Origin of the sequence: Kribbella sindirgiensis (assembly GCF_004331435.1) — a bacterium.
Classification (GTDB): Bacteria; Actinomycetota; Actinomycetes; order Propionibacteriales; family Kribbellaceae; genus Kribbella; species Kribbella sindirgiensis.
In genome coordinates this window covers 1-18,703 of record NZ_SJKA01000018.1, presented here as the reverse complement: position 1 = coordinate 18,703, position 18,703 = coordinate 1, and the positions used below count along the sequence as shown (strand labels likewise).

Annotated in this window: 11 protein-coding genes; 8 read left to right on the top strand and 3 right to left on the bottom strand. The window is 69.3% G+C overall.

The window, feature by feature from the left end; translation table 11 throughout:
* Window positions 1-36 precede the first annotated feature (36 nt).
* Window positions 37-4,005, bottom strand: a complete 3,969-nt coding sequence (eccCa, locus tag E0H50_RS34715; RefSeq protein WP_131295245.1) for a type VII secretion protein EccCa — start codon at window positions 4,003-4,005, stop codon at window positions 37-39.
* 157 nt (window positions 4,006-4,162) lie between these two features.
* On the opposite strand from eccCa, the gene E0H50_RS34710 reads away from it, so the two are divergent.
* Both E0H50_RS34710 and E0H50_RS34705 read left to right on the top strand, forming a co-directional pair.
* On the top strand, window positions 4,163-4,474 hold the full coding sequence (locus E0H50_RS34710; RefSeq protein ID WP_131295244.1) for a hypothetical protein: 312 nt from the start codon (window positions 4,163-4,165) through the stop codon (window positions 4,472-4,474).
* A gap of 52 nt (window positions 4,475-4,526) precedes the next feature.
* On the top strand, window positions 4,527-4,826 hold the full coding sequence (locus E0H50_RS34705) for a hypothetical protein (RefSeq protein WP_131295243.1): 300 nt from the start codon (window positions 4,527-4,529) through the stop codon (window positions 4,824-4,826).
* A 51-nt stretch (window positions 4,827-4,877) separates the two neighbouring features.
* Here the strand turns inward: E0H50_RS34705 and mycP are convergent, their stop codons facing one another.
* Entirely contained in the window at window positions 4,878-6,200 is a 1,323-nt protein-coding gene (mycP, locus tag E0H50_RS34700) for a type VII secretion-associated serine protease mycosin (RefSeq protein WP_238151568.1), read from the bottom strand.
* 120 nt (window positions 6,201-6,320) lie between these two features.
* Between mycP and E0H50_RS34695 the strand changes: the two genes are divergently transcribed.
* From E0H50_RS34695 to E0H50_RS34680, 4 genes are read left to right on the top strand one after another with little or no spacing between them, the layout of a single operon-like run.
* Window positions 6,321-6,701, top strand: a complete 381-nt coding sequence (locus E0H50_RS34695) for a YbaB/EbfC family nucleoid-associated protein (protein WP_131295242.1) — start codon at window positions 6,321-6,323, stop codon at window positions 6,699-6,701.
* Complete coding sequence (locus tag E0H50_RS34690; RefSeq protein WP_131295241.1) at window positions 6,698-7,057, top strand: hypothetical protein; 360 nt, start codon at window positions 6,698-6,700, stop codon at window positions 7,055-7,057. The genes E0H50_RS34695 and E0H50_RS34690 overlap by 4 nt, the downstream gene beginning before the upstream one ends.
* Complete coding sequence (locus E0H50_RS34685) at window positions 7,054-14,190, top strand: WXG100-like domain-containing protein (RefSeq protein ID WP_131295240.1); 7,137 nt, start codon at window positions 7,054-7,056, stop codon at window positions 14,188-14,190. Before E0H50_RS34690 ends, E0H50_RS34685 begins: the two co-directional genes overlap by 4 nt.
* Window positions 14,190-14,675: a hypothetical protein gene (locus E0H50_RS34680; RefSeq protein WP_131295239.1), complete on the top strand. Its 486-nt coding sequence runs from the start codon at window positions 14,190-14,192 to the stop codon at window positions 14,673-14,675. The genes E0H50_RS34685 and E0H50_RS34680 overlap by 1 nt, the downstream gene beginning before the upstream one ends.
* Here E0H50_RS34680 and E0H50_RS34675 read toward each other — a convergent pair.
* The gene (locus tag E0H50_RS34675; RefSeq protein WP_238151585.1) at window positions 14,660-17,233 is read right to left on the bottom strand and encodes a GNAT family N-acetyltransferase; all 2,574 of its coding nucleotides are present in this window, start codon (window positions 17,231-17,233) and stop codon (window positions 14,660-14,662) included. The two genes, E0H50_RS34680 and E0H50_RS34675, sit on opposite strands and share 16 nt — an antisense overlap.
* A gap of 82 nt (window positions 17,234-17,315) precedes the next feature.
* Between E0H50_RS34675 and E0H50_RS34670 the strand changes: the two genes are divergently transcribed.
* Window positions 17,316-18,020 (top strand): siderophore-interacting protein, encoded by a 705-nt coding sequence (locus E0H50_RS34670; protein WP_131295238.1) that lies wholly within the window; start codon window positions 17,316-17,318, stop codon window positions 18,018-18,020.
* A 296-nt stretch (window positions 18,021-18,316) separates the two neighbouring features.
* A partial coding sequence (locus E0H50_RS34665) for a hypothetical protein (RefSeq protein ID WP_131295237.1) occupies window positions 18,317-18,703 on the top strand: 387 nt, incomplete at its 3' end.

The following is an 18,703-nucleotide window of genomic DNA, read 5'->3' as shown; positions in this document are numbered from 1 at the left end:
TGGTCCTTTCTCGTCAGGTGGTGCATGCCGGTGGGCTCAGTTGTCCACCGGGGCGTGGGTGAGCTGGATCAGCTGGCTGCTGCCCTGGCGGGCGACGAGCCAGCCGCGGCCGGGTGGCAGCGGCTGCGGGCGCAGGCCGCCGAGCAGCGGGCCTTCCTCGCGGCCGCCGGACATCATCAGGCCGGGTGAGCCGACCTCACGGATCCGCGCCAGCAGCGGCTCGTAGAAGCCCCGGCCGGCGCCGCCGATCCGGCGGGTGACGATGACCCGCAGACCGATGTCGGCGGCTTGCGGGACAAGCGGGAACAGCGGCATCAACGGATGGCCTTCGGCCGCGGCGACAAGGTCGTAGTCGTCGATCAGGACATAGAGGTCGGGGCCGCGCCACCACGAGCGGTCACGCAACTGGTCGGGTGTCACGTCCGGGCCGGGCAGACGTGCGTTGAGCGCGTGGCAGGCGTCGGAGATCACCTGTGCGGTGCTCTGATGGCTCGTGCCGTACCCGACCAGATGCTCGCCCTCCACACCACCGAGCAGGCTGCGCCGGTGGTCCACCACCAGCAATCTGGCCTGGTCGGGCGTGTAGGTCTCCTGCACCCGCCGGGCCACTGCCCGCAGGAAGCTGCTCTTTCCGGTGCCTGTGTCGCCGAGCACGATGAAGCACGGGTGCTCTTCCGGATTCAGCCGGACCGGCGACAGATCGCTTTCGGCCAGTCCGATCGCGAGCCCGCGTTCGGCATCGCTCTCGCCGGCAAGCTGCTCGAACGGAAGGCTGGACGGCAGCAGCCGGACGGCCGGTGCGGCCTCGGCCGACCACGCCGTCTCGATCCGCTCGACCAGCTCGGCCAGCCCGGCGGCGCGATCGGACGCGTCCGCGCCGAGCCGCGGCCGCGCCATCAGGAAGTGGTGTTTGGCCGCCGTGAGCCCGCGACCAGGCGAATCCGCCGGCACCAAGGCGGCAGCCCGGCGATCCACCGTCGAGTCGGTCGGGTCGCCGAGCCGCAGCTCGAGCCTGGTCCCGCAGAGGTCCCGGATGTTGGTCCGCAGATCGAACCAGCGGGCAGCACCGATCACCAGGTGTACGCCGTACGCGAGTCCGCGGGTGGCGATGTCGGCGAGCACCGGCTCGAGGTCGTCGAAGTCGTTGCGGATGGTCAGCCAGCCGTCCACCACGAGGAACACGTCACCGTAGGGCGCGTCGGCGTACGCGCCGTCGCGCCGGAGCTTCCGGTACGCCGCCATTGCGTCGATCCCGTCCTGAGCGAACTGTCGTTCCCGGTCCGCGATGATGCCCATCACCTCCGCGACGGTCCGGCGTACGGCGTTGACGTCCTGACGACCGGCGACGCCGCCGATGTGCGGGAGGCGGCGCAGCGCCCCGAGTACGCCACCGCCGAAGTCCAGGCAGTAGAACTGCACCTCGCGAGGGGTGTGCGTCAGCGCGAGGCCCGCGATGATCGAGGCGATCGTGGTGCTCTTGCCGCTCTGCGGGCCGCCCACGACCGCGATATGGCCACCGCCCGCGGACAGGTCGAGCAGCAACGGATCCCGGCGCTGCTCGAGCGGGCGGTCAACAATGCCGACGATCGTGGTCAGGCTGCCCAGCTGCTCCGGCGTACCCGCCTGCAGCCCGCGCTCGGCGTCGGCTGCGGGCGTTCCGAGTACGTCGTCCAGCGACGGGGAGTCGTCCAGCGGGGGCAGCCAGATCTGGTGTGCGGTCGTGCCATGACCGGCGAGCCGGTCGACCAGGATGTCCATCAGCGACTCGCCGACGGCGTCGTCGAACGGATCGTCGGATGCGACGGCGGGATCCGCGTCGTCGTCCTCCTCCTCGACCTGCGAGGCGACGTACGTGCTGGTGTAGTCGTGCAGGACGAGCGAGTCGTCCGGGGCGGCCGGCAGCGCGTCCGCCGTCGGGCGGCGGTGCACCCCCGAGACGTACGCCGAACGGAACCGGTCGAGCTCCTCGGTGCCGATCCGGAGGAAGCCGTGACCGGGGGCCCTCGGCAATCGAAACGCGTCGCCGACGCCGAGCACGGTCCGGCTGTCCATGTCGGAGAACGTGCGCAGTCCGATCCGGTAGGACAGGTGTGCTTCCAGGCCACGCAGCCGGCCCTCGTCGAGACGCTGGCTGGCCAGCAGCAGATGTACGCCGAGCGACCGGCCGACGCGGCCGATCTGGACGAAGATCTCGATGAAGTCCGGTCGCAGGGTCAGCAGCTCGCTGAACTCGTCGCAGATCACGAACAGCGTCGGGACCTCCGGCAACGGTGCACCTGCGGCACGGGCCTTCTCGTAGTCGCGCAACGACGAGAAGTTGCCTGCGGCCCGCAATAGTTCCTGACGGCGGAGCAGCTCGCCGTTGATCGCGTCGGTCATCCGGTCGACGAGGTGAACTTCCTCGGCCAGGTTGGTGATCACCGCGCTGGTGTGCGGCAGCTTGTCGAGCCGCGTGAACGTCGCGCCGCCCTTGAAGTCGATCAGCGCGAAGTTCAGCGACCGCGGCGGATGCGTGATCGCGAGCGCGAGCACGAGGGTGCGCAGCAGCTCGCTCTTACCTGAACCGGTGGCGCCGATCAACAGACCGTGCGGCCCCATGCCTTCCTGCGCCGACTCCTTCAGGTCGAGCTCGATCGGCCGGCCGTCGGCGCGGATCCCGAACTTCACCCGGAGCCGTTCGCGGTTCGGCCGCTGCAGCCAGGTGTCAGCCGGGTCGAAGTCGTACGGGTCGCCAAGGTCGAGCAGCTCGGCCAGTCCGAGGTCCGCGGTCAGCGGCTGCTCGCCGAGCGTGGCTGCGGTCAACCGCAGCGGCGCGAGCTGGCGGGCCAGGCCTTCGGCGCTGACCAGGTCCAGCCCGTCGGCCACACCGAGCCGGGTCTCGCCTTCCATGGTCTCGCTGATCAGCGTGCCGTCGGCGTCGACAGACAGGACGATCGTGCCGCTGTCGGTCGCTCGGGGCGGTACCGTCCCGAGATCGATGACGGTCACACCCTCCAAGCCGGGGCCGGCGAGCAGATGGTCCGAGCCGTGCGTCTGGCCGCCGTCGATGACGACGACCAGATGCGGTCCCGGTACCCGTGTCTCGTTCTGGGCGTCGAAGCGGGGCCGGTTCGCGAGGACATCGTCCAGCATCGCTTCGATCGCGGTGATCGAGCCGGACATCAGCCGCAGCGGCCCGAGGGCGTCCGATCGTTCCGGGTGCAGCCCGTGCGGCAGCCACTTCACCCAGTCCCACTCGGCCCGGCTCTCCTCGCCTGTGCAGACCGCCACCCGCAGGTTGTCCGGTGCCTGCAGGGTCACCAGTTGGGCGAGCATTGCCCGGACCACTGCCGTCGAGCGGTCCCGATCGCCAGGCAGGTAGATCCGCCCGAAGCCGGTGACGGCCATCGCGAGCGGCAGGCCGGGGATCGTCGCGTACGTCGACACGAAGCGCCGCAACGCCAGCGCGGAGAGAGGTTCCAGGCGTTCGAGCGGCTGCGTCTCCGGCGGTACGACGGTGACCGCGGGACCTTGCGGCCCGACGCCGATCCGGGCGACGCCGAAGTCGCCGTCGTCACGCCGGCGCTCCCAGAGTCGATAGCTTCCGGCCAGTGTGCACAGACTGTCAGGCTCCGGATGCAGGTAGCACAAGGCGGTCCGCTGCCGGTCGACAGAGCGATTCAGCCGCGTCCGCTGCTGCGCGAGCTGGCGCAGGTAGGTACGGCGGGCGTGGCCCATCTCGGTCTTCCCGCCACCGGAGCGGCCGAGCAGCCCGACCAGGACCATCCCGATCATAGCGAGCCCGAACAGGCCGAAGACGACGTACTTCAGGCTGCCCGCGATGCTGCCGGAGAACATCAGCATCATCGCGCCCATCATCGCGACCATTGGTACGACCATCATTGCCTGCATCCACTGCCGGCCGCCGGGCTCCGGTACCTCGGGCGGTGCCGCGAGCAACAGCTCCCCACCCGGCAGTTCCGGTGCCGGCCGCCGTTCCGGCCGACGTACCACCATCGTTGCCATGCCGTACCTCATCTCCTCGCCGGGATCGCGCACCGATCATCACGCGCGGCGGCCGAGCCGCTGCCGGGCTGGCAGGAACGTGCCGTCGACTCCGGTGGCGGACCGCGGGTTCCTACCGTGAAAGGCGGTCACACCCAGCTGAGAAAGGACACGACCAATGGCCAATCCATTCATCCATGTCTTCGCCGGTGACGTCGCCAGACTCGGAGTCGACGCGCACGCGACCGCCGACCAGCATCAGGCCCACGTGGCACGCCTGATGTCGGAGACCGAGAACCTCGGTACGTCGTTCCAGTGCACGGCGGCGAACGTCAACGAGCAGGGCGTCGTCAACGCCTCCGATCGGATCCGCGCCGCGATCATCGAGCGCGGACGCAACGAGGGCGACGGGCTGCATACCTCGTCCAACCTCATCAACGGCAGCATCACCGACAGCACGCACGTGATGATGGGGCACCTGAACGTCTGATCCGCAACCACCGGCCGGCGTTGTCGGCGGCCGGATCGAGAAGGGAAACCACATGCAAGGCGACTTTCTGTTCCAGAACTTCGGTCCGATGTTCGAGTCCGCGAGCGCGTACAAGAACATCGGCCAGGTCCAGCAGGTGACCGCATCCGATCACCTGTCCTCCATCAACACGGCCGGCGCGAACTGGACGAGCCCGGAGTTCTATGCGCTCCACGGTCAGATGCTTGGCATGACCAACGATGCCGTCACCGAGGGTGAAGGCCACTGCAACCGCGGTACCGGTCTGGACACCGTGACCGAGCTCGGCGTCTCCTGCTCCAACCAGGTTCAGGGGATCGTCAGCATTCTGTAGTCCCTGTACAGCGGGCCCCGGCCACCTTGAGGTGGCCGGGGCCTGTTTCTGCTATTGGCGGGCTTTGGTGAACAAGTACTCCGGAGGTAGTTCATCTGTGGAAGACGCGGTCTTGCGTGGTGTGATCCGGGTGCGGGCGGCCGCCCAGCGACGACGCCGGCCGGCCAGCAGGATCGAGCCTGTCATGGCGACCAACGCCGCTGCCCCGGCTGAGATCAACGTCAGCCTGCGGGCATGTGCGCCGACGGACCGCCACCAGGCGAGGACCGCGAGTTGCTGCTGGTCAGGTGGCGGCTTCTGCATCGTGGGGATCGCCTTCGCCGGCGTGGCGATCATGCCCTCGGTCACCGCCCGGTACGGATCGACCAGGCCGGCGCCGTACTCCTGGCTGGCTCGTCCGCCGCGCGCGGGAGTCGCGGTTGCCTGCAACCGCTGGATCACCTGTGGTGCGGTGAGTTTCGGCCACGCGGACCGCACGAGTGCGGCCGTCGCTGTGACAAACGGTGCGGCGAAGCTGGTCCCGGACCCGTAGACATGTCCGCTCCGCCGCGTCGCGGCAAGAACGCCGTCACCCGGCGCCACAAGGTCGACGTACGGGCCGATCTGGGAACCGCTCGTACGGGCGCCGGACGGATCGACGGCGCCGACGCCCAGGACGCCGGAATACGAGGCGGGGTACGACGGCAGTACGCCGGAACCGGTCTGCTGGTTGTTGCCGACCGCCGCGACGACGACCACGTCCTTGCGGACCGCGTACGCAATGGCCTTCCGGACGGGTGCGTCGTCGTCCGGACCGGCCAGCGACAGGTTGATCACCTTCGCGCCCTGGTCGACGGCGTACACGATGCCCTTGGCAAGGATGTTCGGATCGATGTATTTCGTCGCACCGGAGTCGCCGGATTCGCGGTCGGTGATCCGCACCGGGAGGATCCGGGCGCCCGGCGCGACCCCGCGGAACCCGATGCCGTCCGCGGCGTCCGCGGCGATGATGCTGGCCACGCCGGTGCCGTGCGAGATGCAGTCGTAGTTTCCGGGCAGCTTGCCGACCAGGAAGAAGTCGCGCCCGCGCAGCACCTTGCCAGGGCGACGCAATTGCGGGTGGTCCGCGTCCACACCGGAGTCCACTACCGCAACGGTCACTCCGGACCCGGTGCTGTGGGGCCAGGCGCGCTGCGGCATCAGGGTGTCCTGAGCCCACGGCAACAACCGGATGACGCCGCGGCCCGGCTCCGGATTCGAGCACGCGCCACGGGGTGGCGCGGCCGCCGCCGCGTTCGGCATCAGCGCGGGCAGAAGGAAACCGCCGGCGAGCATTCCGGCGGTCAGCACGCTGGGCCGGCCGCTCGATCGACTGGGGAACACGGTGGTGGTCACTCAAGCATGCTCCGGCCGGCCATCGGCGTACCGCCCCTGATGGCCTGAAGCGGCCATGTCGTCCGGCGCAGCTGGTTTGTCGGTCACCGTGAAGGCGGCCGTCCAGTGACAGGAGGCGTGATGGACAGCAAGCAGACCATCGGTGGCGGCTGGCTGGACGATCTGGAGAGGATCGAACGCCAGACCCGCAAGGCCCAGCAACTGTTCGATGCAGGCACCGGGACCGCGGAAGCCGCCGACGGCTTGATCGAGGTGACCGTCACCGCCCGTGGCGAGCTGACCAAGCTGTTCCTGGATCCGCGGGTGTACCGCGATCTCGGCGCCGGCGAACTGGCCGAGGAGATCGTTGCCGCGGTCAACAACGCCCATCGAGACGCCGAGCAGCGGGCGGTGCGTGCTTTCGCCGAACAACTGCCCGTCGACTGGCCGGATCGAGACGACCCGGCGTTCGGGCCGTTCCTGGCCGAACTCGACCGCCTGCAAGGGAGGAACCGGCGATGAGCGAACCCGCACCGGCTCCGGTGAACTCACCCGGAACGGCCGACATCGCGATGTATCCGGACCAGACCTTCCGGGCCGCACAGCAGATCTATCAGGCCGGCGCCTCCTTCGGGCAGACCTGGCCGGGCCGGCGGACCGCGATCCAGGGTGACGAGCAGGCCGTCAACGTCGGATTCGACGAGGTCAGCCGGGAGTTCCGCGGTGCCTACAACAAGTATGCCGAAGCCGTGCTGCCCTGGGCCGAGCAGGTGATGCCCGGGCTGCAGGACGCCGGCAATGCGGGCAACGAAAGCGTCGCCCGCTACCTGGAACTCAGCAACCAGCAGCAGCCGGCCTACATGCGTACCCTGCTGTGATACCCGAACCGACCTCGTCGGAGCTGTGGAGATACATCCGCGAGAACTTTGACGACTTCTTCCCGGTCTGGGTCAACGAGGACGCCGCCCGGCGGATCGGCGACAACTGGGGCCTGGCCGCCAACGACCTGACCGCGGCCCGGGACCGGGCGAACACCGCGCTCGGCGAACTGCCGAGTGCCTGGCCGGACGCGAGGGGCGTGCTCTACCACGCGAATGTCGGCAAGCTCGTGAACGGCGTCGGCGCCACCGACGGGTACGACGTACTGATCCAGATGATGCGCGACATGGCGGGGATGTCGCACGAGTACGCGAAGAACATCGCGCAGATCAAGGACCAGATCTACGCCGAACTAGCCCTGAACGGGCTTGCGTTCGTCGCCGGCATCGCTCTTCCGGGGATCGGGGCCCTGGCCGGGGCCGCCATCGCGGGCGGTGTCGTGGCGCGGATCGCATCCTTGATCCGGACGCTTGCCACGGCGTACCGCGCCATGTCGGCGGCGGTCCGGGTACCGACGTCGTTCGTGTTCGGAGCCGCGGTCAAGGAGCCGTTGGACGAAGTCTTGGCCGAAGGCATTGCCGAGACGCTGGACATTGCTCGCGGGTACCGGCAGGGGTACGACCTGAAGCAGTTCCAGGTGGCTGCCGGCGCGGGTGCGGGCGGTGCGGTGCTGGCCTTGCCGTTCGCGCCGGTCGGATGGCTGGCTTCCAAACCTCTCGGGGCGGCCGCGCGGCGACTACCGCGGCATGGTGACGGCATCGGGGAATTCGTCGAGAACAACACTCAGGCGTTCGTCGTCAACGGACTGACATCCCCCATCTCGTCGACAGCCGCGCAGGGCATCGCCGACGGCAGGTTCGATCAGCTGACCGCGGCCGACTACGGCAAGGCGATCAAGGAGCAGTTCGCCGGTTCCGGGCTGCTCGCCAGCGGCCGCGTCTCGGCGGAACACATCGGAGGCACGCTGGGCAACCACCTCTTTCCGTCCCACAACGGTTCGAATCCCGCGGTGGTGCAGGACACGGGGACGCCACCGATCGATCCACCGGACAATCCACCAGGCGGTCTGGCCGAGGCCGGCGCGTCGCAGTCTGCAGACGGTACGGCGGGGCACCCGGCCGGGGCGCATCAGACCGCAGACGGCACGGCGGGCCGCCCAGCTGCGGCGGCGGGCACGAGTCACGCCGCGTCGACCTCGGCCGCGCACCAAGCGGCTCATCAGATCGCCAACGCCGGCACCGAACACCAGGCAACCACGCACCGAACCGCCGACACCAACCACACAGACCAGTCCAGCGAGACCCAGACAATCCCCGCACGCGTCCCCTTGGCAACAGTCGCAGCCAGCCACAGTGCCACCACCACAGCCACAACCCCAGCCGCCGCCCCGTTGCTGGACACCCCACCCACCCACGCAGCCCACATCACAACACCGCAGCCAACTACCGCCCCCACAACCTCACCCCAGGCCCCCGCCACCCAACAAGTCACCACCCCACCACAAACCCAGGCACCCACCCAAACAGCCCCAACCCAAGCCACGACGCAGGGCCCGGCCCAAGCCACAACCCAAGCCCCGGCCCAAGGCACGGGCCAGAGTCCGGCTCAAGGTGCGACGCAGGGTGCGGCCCAGGGGCAGGGACAGGGGGCGGCGGCTGCGCAGGCGAGTTCGGGCCCCGCCGGAGCCAACGCGCACGGGCCGGTGTCGAACCAGTCCATCGACGCCACCCGCTCCACGAGGAACGAAGAGACCGAAGACGCAACCACGGAATCCGAAGCCACCGCCCCGAACGGACTCGCTCCGAACAGCCTGGCTCCGAACGGCCGCGACCCGGGCGGAGGTGGTGCCGTGCAAGCGGCACCCGCAGCGGCAGCGGTTGTCGCGTCAGACGCTGCCCCGGTTCAGCCTGAGGGTGCTGCGCCGGTGGTACCGACGCACACCAGCACCTCCACAGCGCCGCGTACGCCGAATCACCGCCAGGCGGCGCACGGGGCTGCGGGACATGACGGGCATTCGCAGGGGGAGCACGTGCACCTGTTCTCGCGGGGGGCTGAGCGGAGCAATCAGGACGTCTTCGAGAACGGTGGGGAGGTGCCGATGACGCAGGAGGCGGTTGCTGAGGCGGCTGCTGCCGGTGGTGTGGACCTCAGCGGCGTCGAGGTCGTCATCGTCTCGGACGCGGACGAGATCCGGTACCTGGACTACCAAGGCGCGGTGGCCTACGCGCCGATGGACCTGCCCAACCAGATTCGGCTCGGCCCGGCAAGCTTCGCCACCCGGGAGACACTGGTGGCGACACTGGCACACGAGAAGACCCATGTCGACCAGTACCGCGCGGGGATCGATGTGGGGACGGACAACCGCGCGGACCTCGAGACGGAGGCTTATGCGAGTGAGGCTCCCGCACTGGAAAGGATGCGAGCACATGACCGCGATCAGGTTCAAGGTCGAGACGACGTTCGATCTCCCGAGCCGGACCGGGATTCTCGCGGTGGGCGAGCTGCTGACCGGAGTGATCCGGGGCGGGACGATGCTGCGGGTCGAGAGCACGGGGGAGCCGATCCGGGTACTGGGCGTGGAGACGCACTCTTCCGCCGGCCGGGAGACGCTGCTGATCGATCGGGCGCACGCGGCGGCGATCCACAACGGGACGGTGCTGATCGAGGCGGCCTGACCCCTGCGACTCCACCCGCGACCGCAGCGCCGGATGGACAGACCGGGCCCAAGGGCCCGACGGACAACCCGCCACCGCCACCGGCGCAAGGCCCCGTCGGCGAATCCGACGACGAGGGCCGTGGACCGCAGCCACGCCGCCGCGCGGAGGGGTTCGTGCCCGGGTTCCTGGTGGTCAGTGCCGAGTCCGGGAAGGCGATGCTTGATCCGGTCGTGCTGGCGGCGGCAGGCATTCTCGAGGTTGTTGATCTGGGCAACGGTCGGTGCGAGGTCACGACCGTCGCCGGTGACACGTTCATCCTGATCAAGCGCGTCGGAGTACTCCCGGCAGGCACAGTCGCGCAGTACGTCGCCGTACCGGGTGCGTCGCGGACCGCCGAGGTGACGCTGTCCGACCGGCTTGCTCTGGACGAGGTACGCGGCGTGCTCGCGCGAATCCTCGCCGAGACCGCGTCCGCGACGTTGAACCCGTCGCCCGCCCAACTCGCGGGCACCGAAGAGAGCGAAATCCTCAACCCGGCCGGCGATGCACGCAACGATCCGCGGCTGAAGGCCGAGGATCACGGAGCCCTCGCCGAAGCTCACATGCTCCGTTTCGAACACGAACAAGCAGGTCGCACGCGATGGGGTCGTCGGCTCCGGATCCGCCGTGCGCTGGCTCAGCTGATCGCGTCCATGGGCCTCGGCAAGGACCAGCCGAACACCGAGCTGCTGTCGACGCTGGTCCGGCCGGATGACCAAGCGCTGGCGGAACGGTTCCAGGACCGCCGTTCGCCGAAGGACAACCGGCCGTCGACCAAGGCGTACGTCGCCAAGGCCGTCCGGACCTCGGTCTGGTCCGGATTGTTGACCGGAGCAACGGCGTACGGCATGACGGGCAGCCCGGCGGCCGGAATCGCACTGGCCGCTCCGGGCATCGTCTACGGACTGGTCGGCGCCCTGGCCGAACGGTGGCTCGACGCGCACAAGAGCGCGAGCGCGAAACCGGCGTACGCCGCCGACCGGGCGGAGCTGGAACGCGAGAACCCGGGGCTCGAGGGGAGACTCGACGGTACGCCGCCGGCACCGCTGGATCCGGCCGCGAACGTCCCGCGGTCAACCGAGCGATGGCGGTACCTCGTACGGCAGACGGTCCCGTTCATCGCCGCAGGCGGTGTCGGCGGGGTGCTGGCCCTCCTCGGATTCTCGGCGCTTCCAGCCGTCGCCGTGGTCGCGGGCACGGCGGCCGCGAGGGCGGTCACGGAACAAATCAGCGACGCGCGGAAACGCGACTACCGGCGGGAGCGGGTCAAGGACAGCATGCGGAAGGAGGCCGCCGATCCGAACTCGGTGCGCAACCAGCTCATCCGCGCGCTCGACGAGCAACAGCAGCGACTCGCCGCGTTGCGAGCCGCGATCATCGGCGAGCCGACCGACGGCACGGTCCCGGCTACTTCCACCACGGACAGCAAATCGCCGACTCCGCCGTCAGTCGTGGTCCATGGCGCCGTACAGCTCGTCGACAACGACGCTGCAGCCACCGCGCGCGCCGCGAACGTGAAGCCGGCCGGGACAGACCTCGATCCCACAGACCTGTCCAGGCACTTCGACTCGGTCGCGGAAGGCATCGTTGCCGCGTTCGGTCCGGCGATTCTCGGCGGTCTCCTGGGTGCGGTCGGCGACAAGGTCTTCACCGACCTGGAAGAGGCCGCCACCGCCGCGCAGAAGGTCTGGGACCACGCGCGGCGCGAAGCGGTTCGCGGCAAGGCGCTCATCCACGTACTCGCCGAACCGCTGCAGCAGCTGGACCAGGCGCTCCAGCAGCTCGCCCGGCAGGCGGGTGCCCACCGTGCCGCACCCGACCTGACGGATCGGGCGGCCGGTCGCGGTACGGTGCCGACGCCGCCGGAACTCGACCACAGCGAACGGCCGAGCCGCTTGATGAAGTACGGCGTTTTCGTCTTCCAGGCGGGGATGGCGGCGCTCGGGGTGGCGGGTGGCATCTATGGCCTGCATGTGGTTCTCGGTCTGAGTCCGCTGACTGTGGCGACAGCGATCGCCGGCGCGGTCGGTGCGTTCACCGGCGGACCGATCGCGCGGCTGCTGTTTCGCAAGGCCGAGCTGATGCGGAAGGACGCCAACGCGAAGGCCATCGGCAAGTACGGTGTCGATCAGGCGGAGCTGGCCGAGCAGGCCGGGATCGCGAAGTACCTCATCGCGCAATTGATGGATCAGATCCATCAGCTGCGCGAGCTGCTCGGCCAGATGCCGGTGAGTGTGTCGCCGACCGACGCCGGCTACACCGATCGGGTACGCGCCGCGGTCGAACGCGCCTACCTCGACAACCAGACGGCCCGGCCGGGCGAGTCGGCGTACGACCTCGACGTGCGGCGGCAACGGGTTGCGGAGCTGGAGCGAATCGATCGTCTGGCTGCGGCCGTGGACTGGGCGGACGCCGCCGATCCCGGTAGTGCGGAGGCTGCGGACGCGCGGGGACGACTCGCGCTCGCGATCCGCCTCTACGAGTCGATCGTGGCCGAGGACGGGTCGACCAAGGCATTCCCCGATCTGCGTCAGGTGTCTCCCGCGCGGGGGCAGCGGGTGACGGGCGGGCCGATGGACCAGGTGCGTGCCGGTGTACGGCGGGCGCTCGGCCGGATGCTCGGTGAACCGGCGGGCAAGCCGCTGCCGGCGGAGCGGTTGGCGGCCTTGGAAGCGATCAACGAGGCCGCCAACGCGGTCGATGCGCATGCCGACCACGCGACGACGGGCGTGGGAACCGAGGAATCGCATCGGTACCTGCTGGAAGAGCTCGCCGAGCGGATCCGCGCGTTCGAGAAGTTACAGGACAAGGCGAAGGTCCTCGGCAGGTTCCCGAGGCCCGCGATCAGTCCGGAGACACCGCCCGACGCCGGCCCGGCAACCGCGGATCCGAATCCACCGGACCCGCTACCCACCCCACCTGGCGGCCGGCCGTCCACGACCGTCCCGGCGCCCACGACCGCTCCGGGACCGCCGAGCCAGGATGCCGACGCGGCCGGGACCGCGGCCGTGCCGGAGATTGTGCGGGCGTTGAATCCGCCGCCGTATGTGGCGCCGGCGGTGGTGAATGCGGCGGACGGCCCGATGTCGGGGGTGGTGTCGGCGAACGACTCGCGGAATCGGGCGACCTGGAGCTTCGGCCGTCCGGGGCAGCCGGACGAGGTGGTGCTCGAGCTCCGGGAAGTGCATGCGCCGCAGCCCTTGCCCATGCCAGACGGGGCGCCGGTCCGGTTGCCGCCGTTGGCGCTGGAGTGGGCGTTCGCGCGCCATCAGGTGCGGGCGCTGATTCCGCCGGGCGTCCAGGTTCCGGAGTCTGCGTTCATCGCGCTGGAGCAGCAGCTCCGCCAGTTGCTCGCCGCAGGCGAGGAGCTCGATGTCGTACTGCGGGCCCTCCCGGGGACCGACGGTCGACTCGCGCTGGTGCTGACGGTGTCGGTGACGGATGCCGGTACCGCGGCGACGAAGATCTACCGGAATCTCAGCCTGCCGGACATGATCGATGCCCTAGGCAATCATCATGTCCGCCCGCCGTCCGGAAACGCCGCCCAGCGGGGAGAATTCGTTGCTGACGGCCCTGTTCAGGATCACGGCGTCCTGATCCGGGAGGTGGTCCGTGCGCTGCGCGACGCCGGTCTTGCGAGATACGCCGCGGTGGCTGCCGTCGAACCGATCGGCGACGGAACGACGGTCGAGGTCACGACCCGCACCGGCGAGCGGATGCTGATCGAGTTCACCGTCGGTACGGTGGCCGACGGACATCCCGCGGAGTACCACCGGACCGGAGGCTCCGAACCTGCCGTGGTCCGGATCTCCGACCGGATCAAGGCCGACGACGTACTCCGGGCGATCGTGCACGAGATCCGGGAGCTGTCGAGTCCGGCGGGCGAGGCGACGTTCACACCGCACGAGCAAGGGCGGATGGGTGAGCTGATCTATCTGGATCAGGAGCTCCAGACGACTGAGCACTACGAGGGGCCGGACCCGGTCCGGCGGCAGCGGTACCAGGCGAAGATGCGGGAACTGATCGAGGAACTCAGGCTGTCCGATCCGGCCCGCCGGGCGGACCTCGACCCGATCGTCGGAGACGTTGTCAACCGCAACCGTTCCGCGCCGGACGAGGGGTTGTCGCCGTACCCGGGACCGGTGCGGCTGAGCGAGGAGACGGTGGCGATCCACATTCTCCCCAGGCACGGCCACGGGACTCCGTCCGCCGGCACGAAATTCCACGAGGACTTCGACATCAGCACCCTCGAAGCGCTCGCCCGCGAGGTGGTGTCCCGGGCGCCGGTCCCGGTCGAGAGCGACTCCGGTGCCAACAACGCCCATGAGTACGACTTCGGTCCCGGGGTGGTGATCGGCGCGAGCGGCACCGGCAAGGTCCGGGTCTGGGTCGATCCCGCTGGTAACGTCCGCACCATGTTTCCGGTGGATCGGTGATGATGATCGAGTTCAGCTACACCTTGACCGACCCGGCCGTACTTCCCGGCTGGGAGCAGCACCACGAGGTTGCCGGCGCGCCCGGTTCCGACCTGCTCTGGTCCGGGTTCCCCGGTGACGTCGGTATCACGACGTCCGAGGCCGAGATCAGGACGCGGTTCGACTGGGTCCCGCTGCTGCACATCGCCGGTGAGTTGATCGCGATCGTCGATCGGCTGACCGATCCGGGCGCCGTCGCCACCTACAGTTTCACCGAGTCCGCCGACGAGTTGCGCTTCGAGCGCAGCCGCGAGCTGGTTCGGATCAGCGCGACCTTCACCGACAGCGTCCTGACCACCACCATGCCCGAACTGTCCGACGCCGTACGCCGTTTTGTCCCGGCCGTCCTGGACGACCTGACCGCCCGCTACCCGGGCCTCGCCCAGAATCCCCTCACCACCGAACTCCGCGACGCCGTGGCCCGCAGATCTCAATCGCCCAGCTGAGGCGTGAGGAACGCGAATTGGGCTGTTTTTGTGCTGCCGTCGGCCTGCACGATCTTGGCCTCGGGCCCGAGGACGAAGCCGCTGCGCCGGAAGCGCTCGATCGCCCGGGTGTTGCGTACGTCGGGTTCGACGACGATCCGTGGATGCCCGAGGTGGCCGAACGCGAACTGCCCGAGCGCGCCGATCAGGTGCCCCGTGAATCCGGCACGGGCCGGCCCCGGCGCGATCAGTAGATGCACCCCGAGGTCCCCGGCCGCCACGTCGTACGCCGCACCCGCCGGATCCGCCTGTGGGTCGTACGTCTGCAGCAGCGCAACAGGTACGTCGTCCAGCCGTACGACGTACACGTGATGCGTCGGCACCGAATCCAGGAACTCGTACGTCGCCGCGATCTCCTCCCGCGACAACGCGCCCATGCCCCAGAACGCGGCCCGCTCCGCCGTCACCCACGCGTGGATCAGGTCGAGGTCGCGCGCCGGATCCGCCTCCTCGATCCGCACGGTCCCGAACCCGTCGACAGCGACCGAGTACGTGCGATCCTCCCGCACCACCGCACCGTCCGCGGGTACGAGCGAACCGCGCAACCACGACGGCAACTGGTCGTGGTGATGCGGATCTCCGAGTACGCCGGACGCGCCGAGCGGCACCACCCACCGGCTGGCCGAGCGGTCCGCGACGTCCCACGCGTAGCGGGCGGCGGACGCGCGGATGCAGACGTCGGTGAGCCCGGGCAGGCTCGACGTCGACATCACGCAGTGGTGGTCTCCGGACAAGCTGAGGTCGTACGGCTCCTCGCCCGGCGCGAACACCGGTCCGCGCAACGCGTGCAGCGGTGTGAGCTGGTGCGTCTCGCCCCACGGCGGGCGCGGGCTGTTGGCGGCGACCTCCTCCAAGGCCTCGCGGGCCAGCCATTCGACGTTGACGTGCGGGATCAGGTCGGTGGCGAGGAGGTTCTCGAGCGCGTAGGAGACGTGGGTGAGCGGATCCATCCACGGGGTGAAGATCTCGGCGACGTCGGCGTTCTCGAGCATCGTGAAGTGGTCGGTGAGGCGGGAGACGAGCGCTTTGCGGATCGCGGCGTACGACGAAGCCGTCGTACTCGTGGCGTCCATGTGGCGGTCCCACGCGAGCAGTTCGGTGCGGAGGGCAACTGCTGGTGAGGAGAGGTCTTCGAGGCCGGTCAGCAGGTCCAGGACGGAGCCGGCCGAGCCGACGTACGTGTCCCGGTGGATGGTCGGCATGTCGTCGAGCGTCCAGTCTCGGCGTGCTTCCACCAGTTCGCGGATGCGGTCGACGCGGTGCGGCGCGGCGAACTCGACCCCCAGCGGCGTCGCCAGTCCCCGCGCGTTGGCCATCACAGCCGGGCCGTCCACCTCCGCGCGTGGCATGTCATGCCAGCCGTCCCATTCGTAGCCGGCCTCCCACGCCGGTACGACCCGCAACCGGTTCTCGTGTCGACGCTGTGGCACCACCCCAGCCGTCCGATGCAACAGCCCACCGGAGGTATCGGCCGCCAGTACGACGTTGACCGGCTCGACCCACTCGTCGAACGCCGCATCGACGTCGCCGACGCTGGTTGCCCGAAGCAACCGAGCCATCACCTGAAACCCGAGCCGACCGGTGACTCGTGGCGGATAACGAAGGCTGATGCCGTCCTGAATGATCGGGCCCCGGTCGGTCTCGATCACCTCGATCTCGAGGGCGGGTGCGTCGGCGACCTCGACCACCTCGGTGTGCGCCGACGCGGGCTGCCAGCCGTCCGGACCCAGCGCCTCGACACCCGACTCGGTCCGCCGGAGTTGTTCGGCGTACAGGTCCTGGTAGTCGGCCATGGCGTTGGTGATGGCCCAGGCAACGCTGCCCGTGTGCCCGAAGTGCGCGAGCCCGGGGATACCGGGAACAGCAAGCCCGAGTACGTCGTACTCAGGGCACGTCAGCCGGATCTGCTGGTACACACCGGGGCTCTCGATGTACCGATGCGGATCGCCCGCGACGATCGCCTGACCACTGGCGGTGTGCGATCCGGGGATCAACCACCCGTTGCTCCCCGCCCCATGCGGGCCCTCCGACGAGAACAGCTCCAGCGACGCATCCCCGAGGTGCTCGGCAACATGCGTCCGCCACAACTTCGAAGGGAAGCCGGCGAACAGGATGTGCACCGCGAGCCAGATCCCCAGCGGCGTCCACGGCTCCCACTCCTGCAGCGTCAGCCCGGTCTCGGCGAACTCCGGCGCGCGCATCGCTCCACCCGGCAGCGCGTGGTTCACCCCCTCGACGTACGCCGTGACCCACTCGCGCGTCTCGTCGTCGAGCGACTCGAAACACCGCTGCGCGGTGTCCGCCAACCGCGCCTGCCGCGCGAACACGTCCCACCCGACGGCCTCCGCGCCGAGGAACGCCGCGCTCGTCCCGAGGTACCGCCGGCGCTCCAGCTCGATCTGCCACGCCCGGTCCCGGGCGGCGTTCACGCCTTGCAGGTACACCAACGCGAGCGGATCCCCGGCCTGCAGGTGCGGTACGCCGTACGTGTCCCGGAACACCCTCGCGTTCACAAACATCCCCACTTCGGTTAGGTTAGGCTGCGCTAACTTACAAAGCAGCAATCCGAGTCGCAAGAGCAATTGTCGCTGGAGGTGTGCAGTGGGGCACGGCTGGGAAGGCGTGGTGCTCAAGCTGTTCCGCGGGAAGGACTTCACCTTCACCGTGACCGGTGCCGAACAGGTCACCGAGCGCTACCGCCGGGTGCGCTTCACCGACGGCGGTCTGCTGGCGACGCTCGGCGTGCATCCGACGATGTGGGTGCGGCTCTGGTTCGATAACGCCGGCAAGCCACACCAGCGCGCGTACACGCTGGTCGATCCGGACGTCGCGGCCGGCACGTTCAGCCTGGAGTTCGCGCTCCACGACGGCTGTGCGAGCGACTGGTCCCGCAATGCCGAGCCCGGCGACACGATCGAGGCGACGGTGCAGGGGACCGGGTTCGAGATGCCGGATCCGCTGCCGCCGCGGATGCTGGTGGTCGGTGACCCGGCGTCGCTGCCCGCGATCAACTCGCTGCTCGCCGTCGCCCCGAAGCTGCCGGCCACGATCTGGTTCGAGACCACGCACGACGCCGACGGCGAACTGCCGTTCCGCATCGAGGACCACCACGACCTCCGGACGGTACCGCGGCCGAAAATGCTCGAGCAGGTGAAGGCGGATCTGCACGACTTGGTTGCCCCGGACACCTACGTGTGGATCGCGTGCGACACCACGACCACCCGCGAACTCACGTCGTACGTCCTCAAAGACCTCGCCGTCCCCAAGCACCGCGTGAAATCCCTCGGCTACTGGCGTGCGGCCTAGACGTGGTGACGCCATGACAGCGCGCGCCGACCCGGGCGGTTCTTCTGTCAACCGAACCGCTACGCCACTGAGCGGACTGTCCCCGCACGTCCTACCGCGCCGACGCATCAGTCAGGAGTGCTGGACAGCCCACTGCCGTGGGGGGAACCGGTCACCGGTGTCGGTCGACCCGAAGTAGAGGTTGCTGATGGCAACTTCTACTCGGCTGGTGCGGCATCCAGCGGGTCCACGGCGTGGGTCCACAGCGTGCGGCTTTGCGATTTGTCGTGTTCGAACATTTGTTCTAATATAGACGCATGACAGTGGCGTGGGTCAACCAGCACACCGACGGGCACCAACCCGCCGGTGCCGCATCCGCTCCGTGGCCAACCATCGGCGCTGTGCAGGAGCAGTGGCCTTCGTGGCTCACGCCCGAGCTGGCCGCCCGGATGACCGCCGAACTCGCCGCGGAGACCGCCGCGATCGAAGCCGCCGGCGCACCGGTCGGAGCCGACGACCTCTACCCCGGCGATCCTGATGGTGCGAGCGGTCCGCGGTTCCTGGGCGAGGAGGATCTGTACGACGACCTGCCGCCGATGTCGCGCGTGGACGGGCTGGAGTGGGAGTTGTGGGCCGGGGCCGAACAGGACGAGGCCGAACGCGAGATGCTGCGGCTGAAGGCGCCGGCGTGGGCGTTCCTTCCG

Bases quoted from the DNA above. Each gene is read 5' to 3' on its own strand.
- eccCa (WP_131295245.1), bottom strand. From the start codon at position 4,005: ATGGCAACGATGGTGGTACGTCGGCCGGAACGGCGGCCGGCACCGGAA.
- E0H50_RS34710 (WP_131295244.1), top strand. From the start codon at position 4,163: ATGGCCAATCCATTCATCCATGTCTTCGCCGGTGACGTCGCCAGACTC.
- E0H50_RS34705 (WP_131295243.1), top strand. From the start codon at position 4,527: ATGCAAGGCGACTTTCTGTTCCAGAACTTCGGTCCGATGTTCGAGTCC.
- E0H50_RS34695 (WP_131295242.1), top strand. From the start codon at position 6,321: ATGGACAGCAAGCAGACCATCGGTGGCGGCTGGCTGGACGATCTGGAG.
- E0H50_RS34690 (WP_131295241.1), top strand. From the start codon at position 6,698: ATGAGCGAACCCGCACCGGCTCCGGTGAACTCACCCGGAACGGCCGAC.
- E0H50_RS34680 (WP_131295239.1), top strand. From the start codon at position 14,190: ATGATGATCGAGTTCAGCTACACCTTGACCGACCCGGCCGTACTTCCC.
- E0H50_RS34675 (WP_238151585.1), bottom strand. From the start codon at position 17,233: ATGTTTGTGAACGCGAGGGTGTTCCGGGACACGTACGGCGTACCGCAC.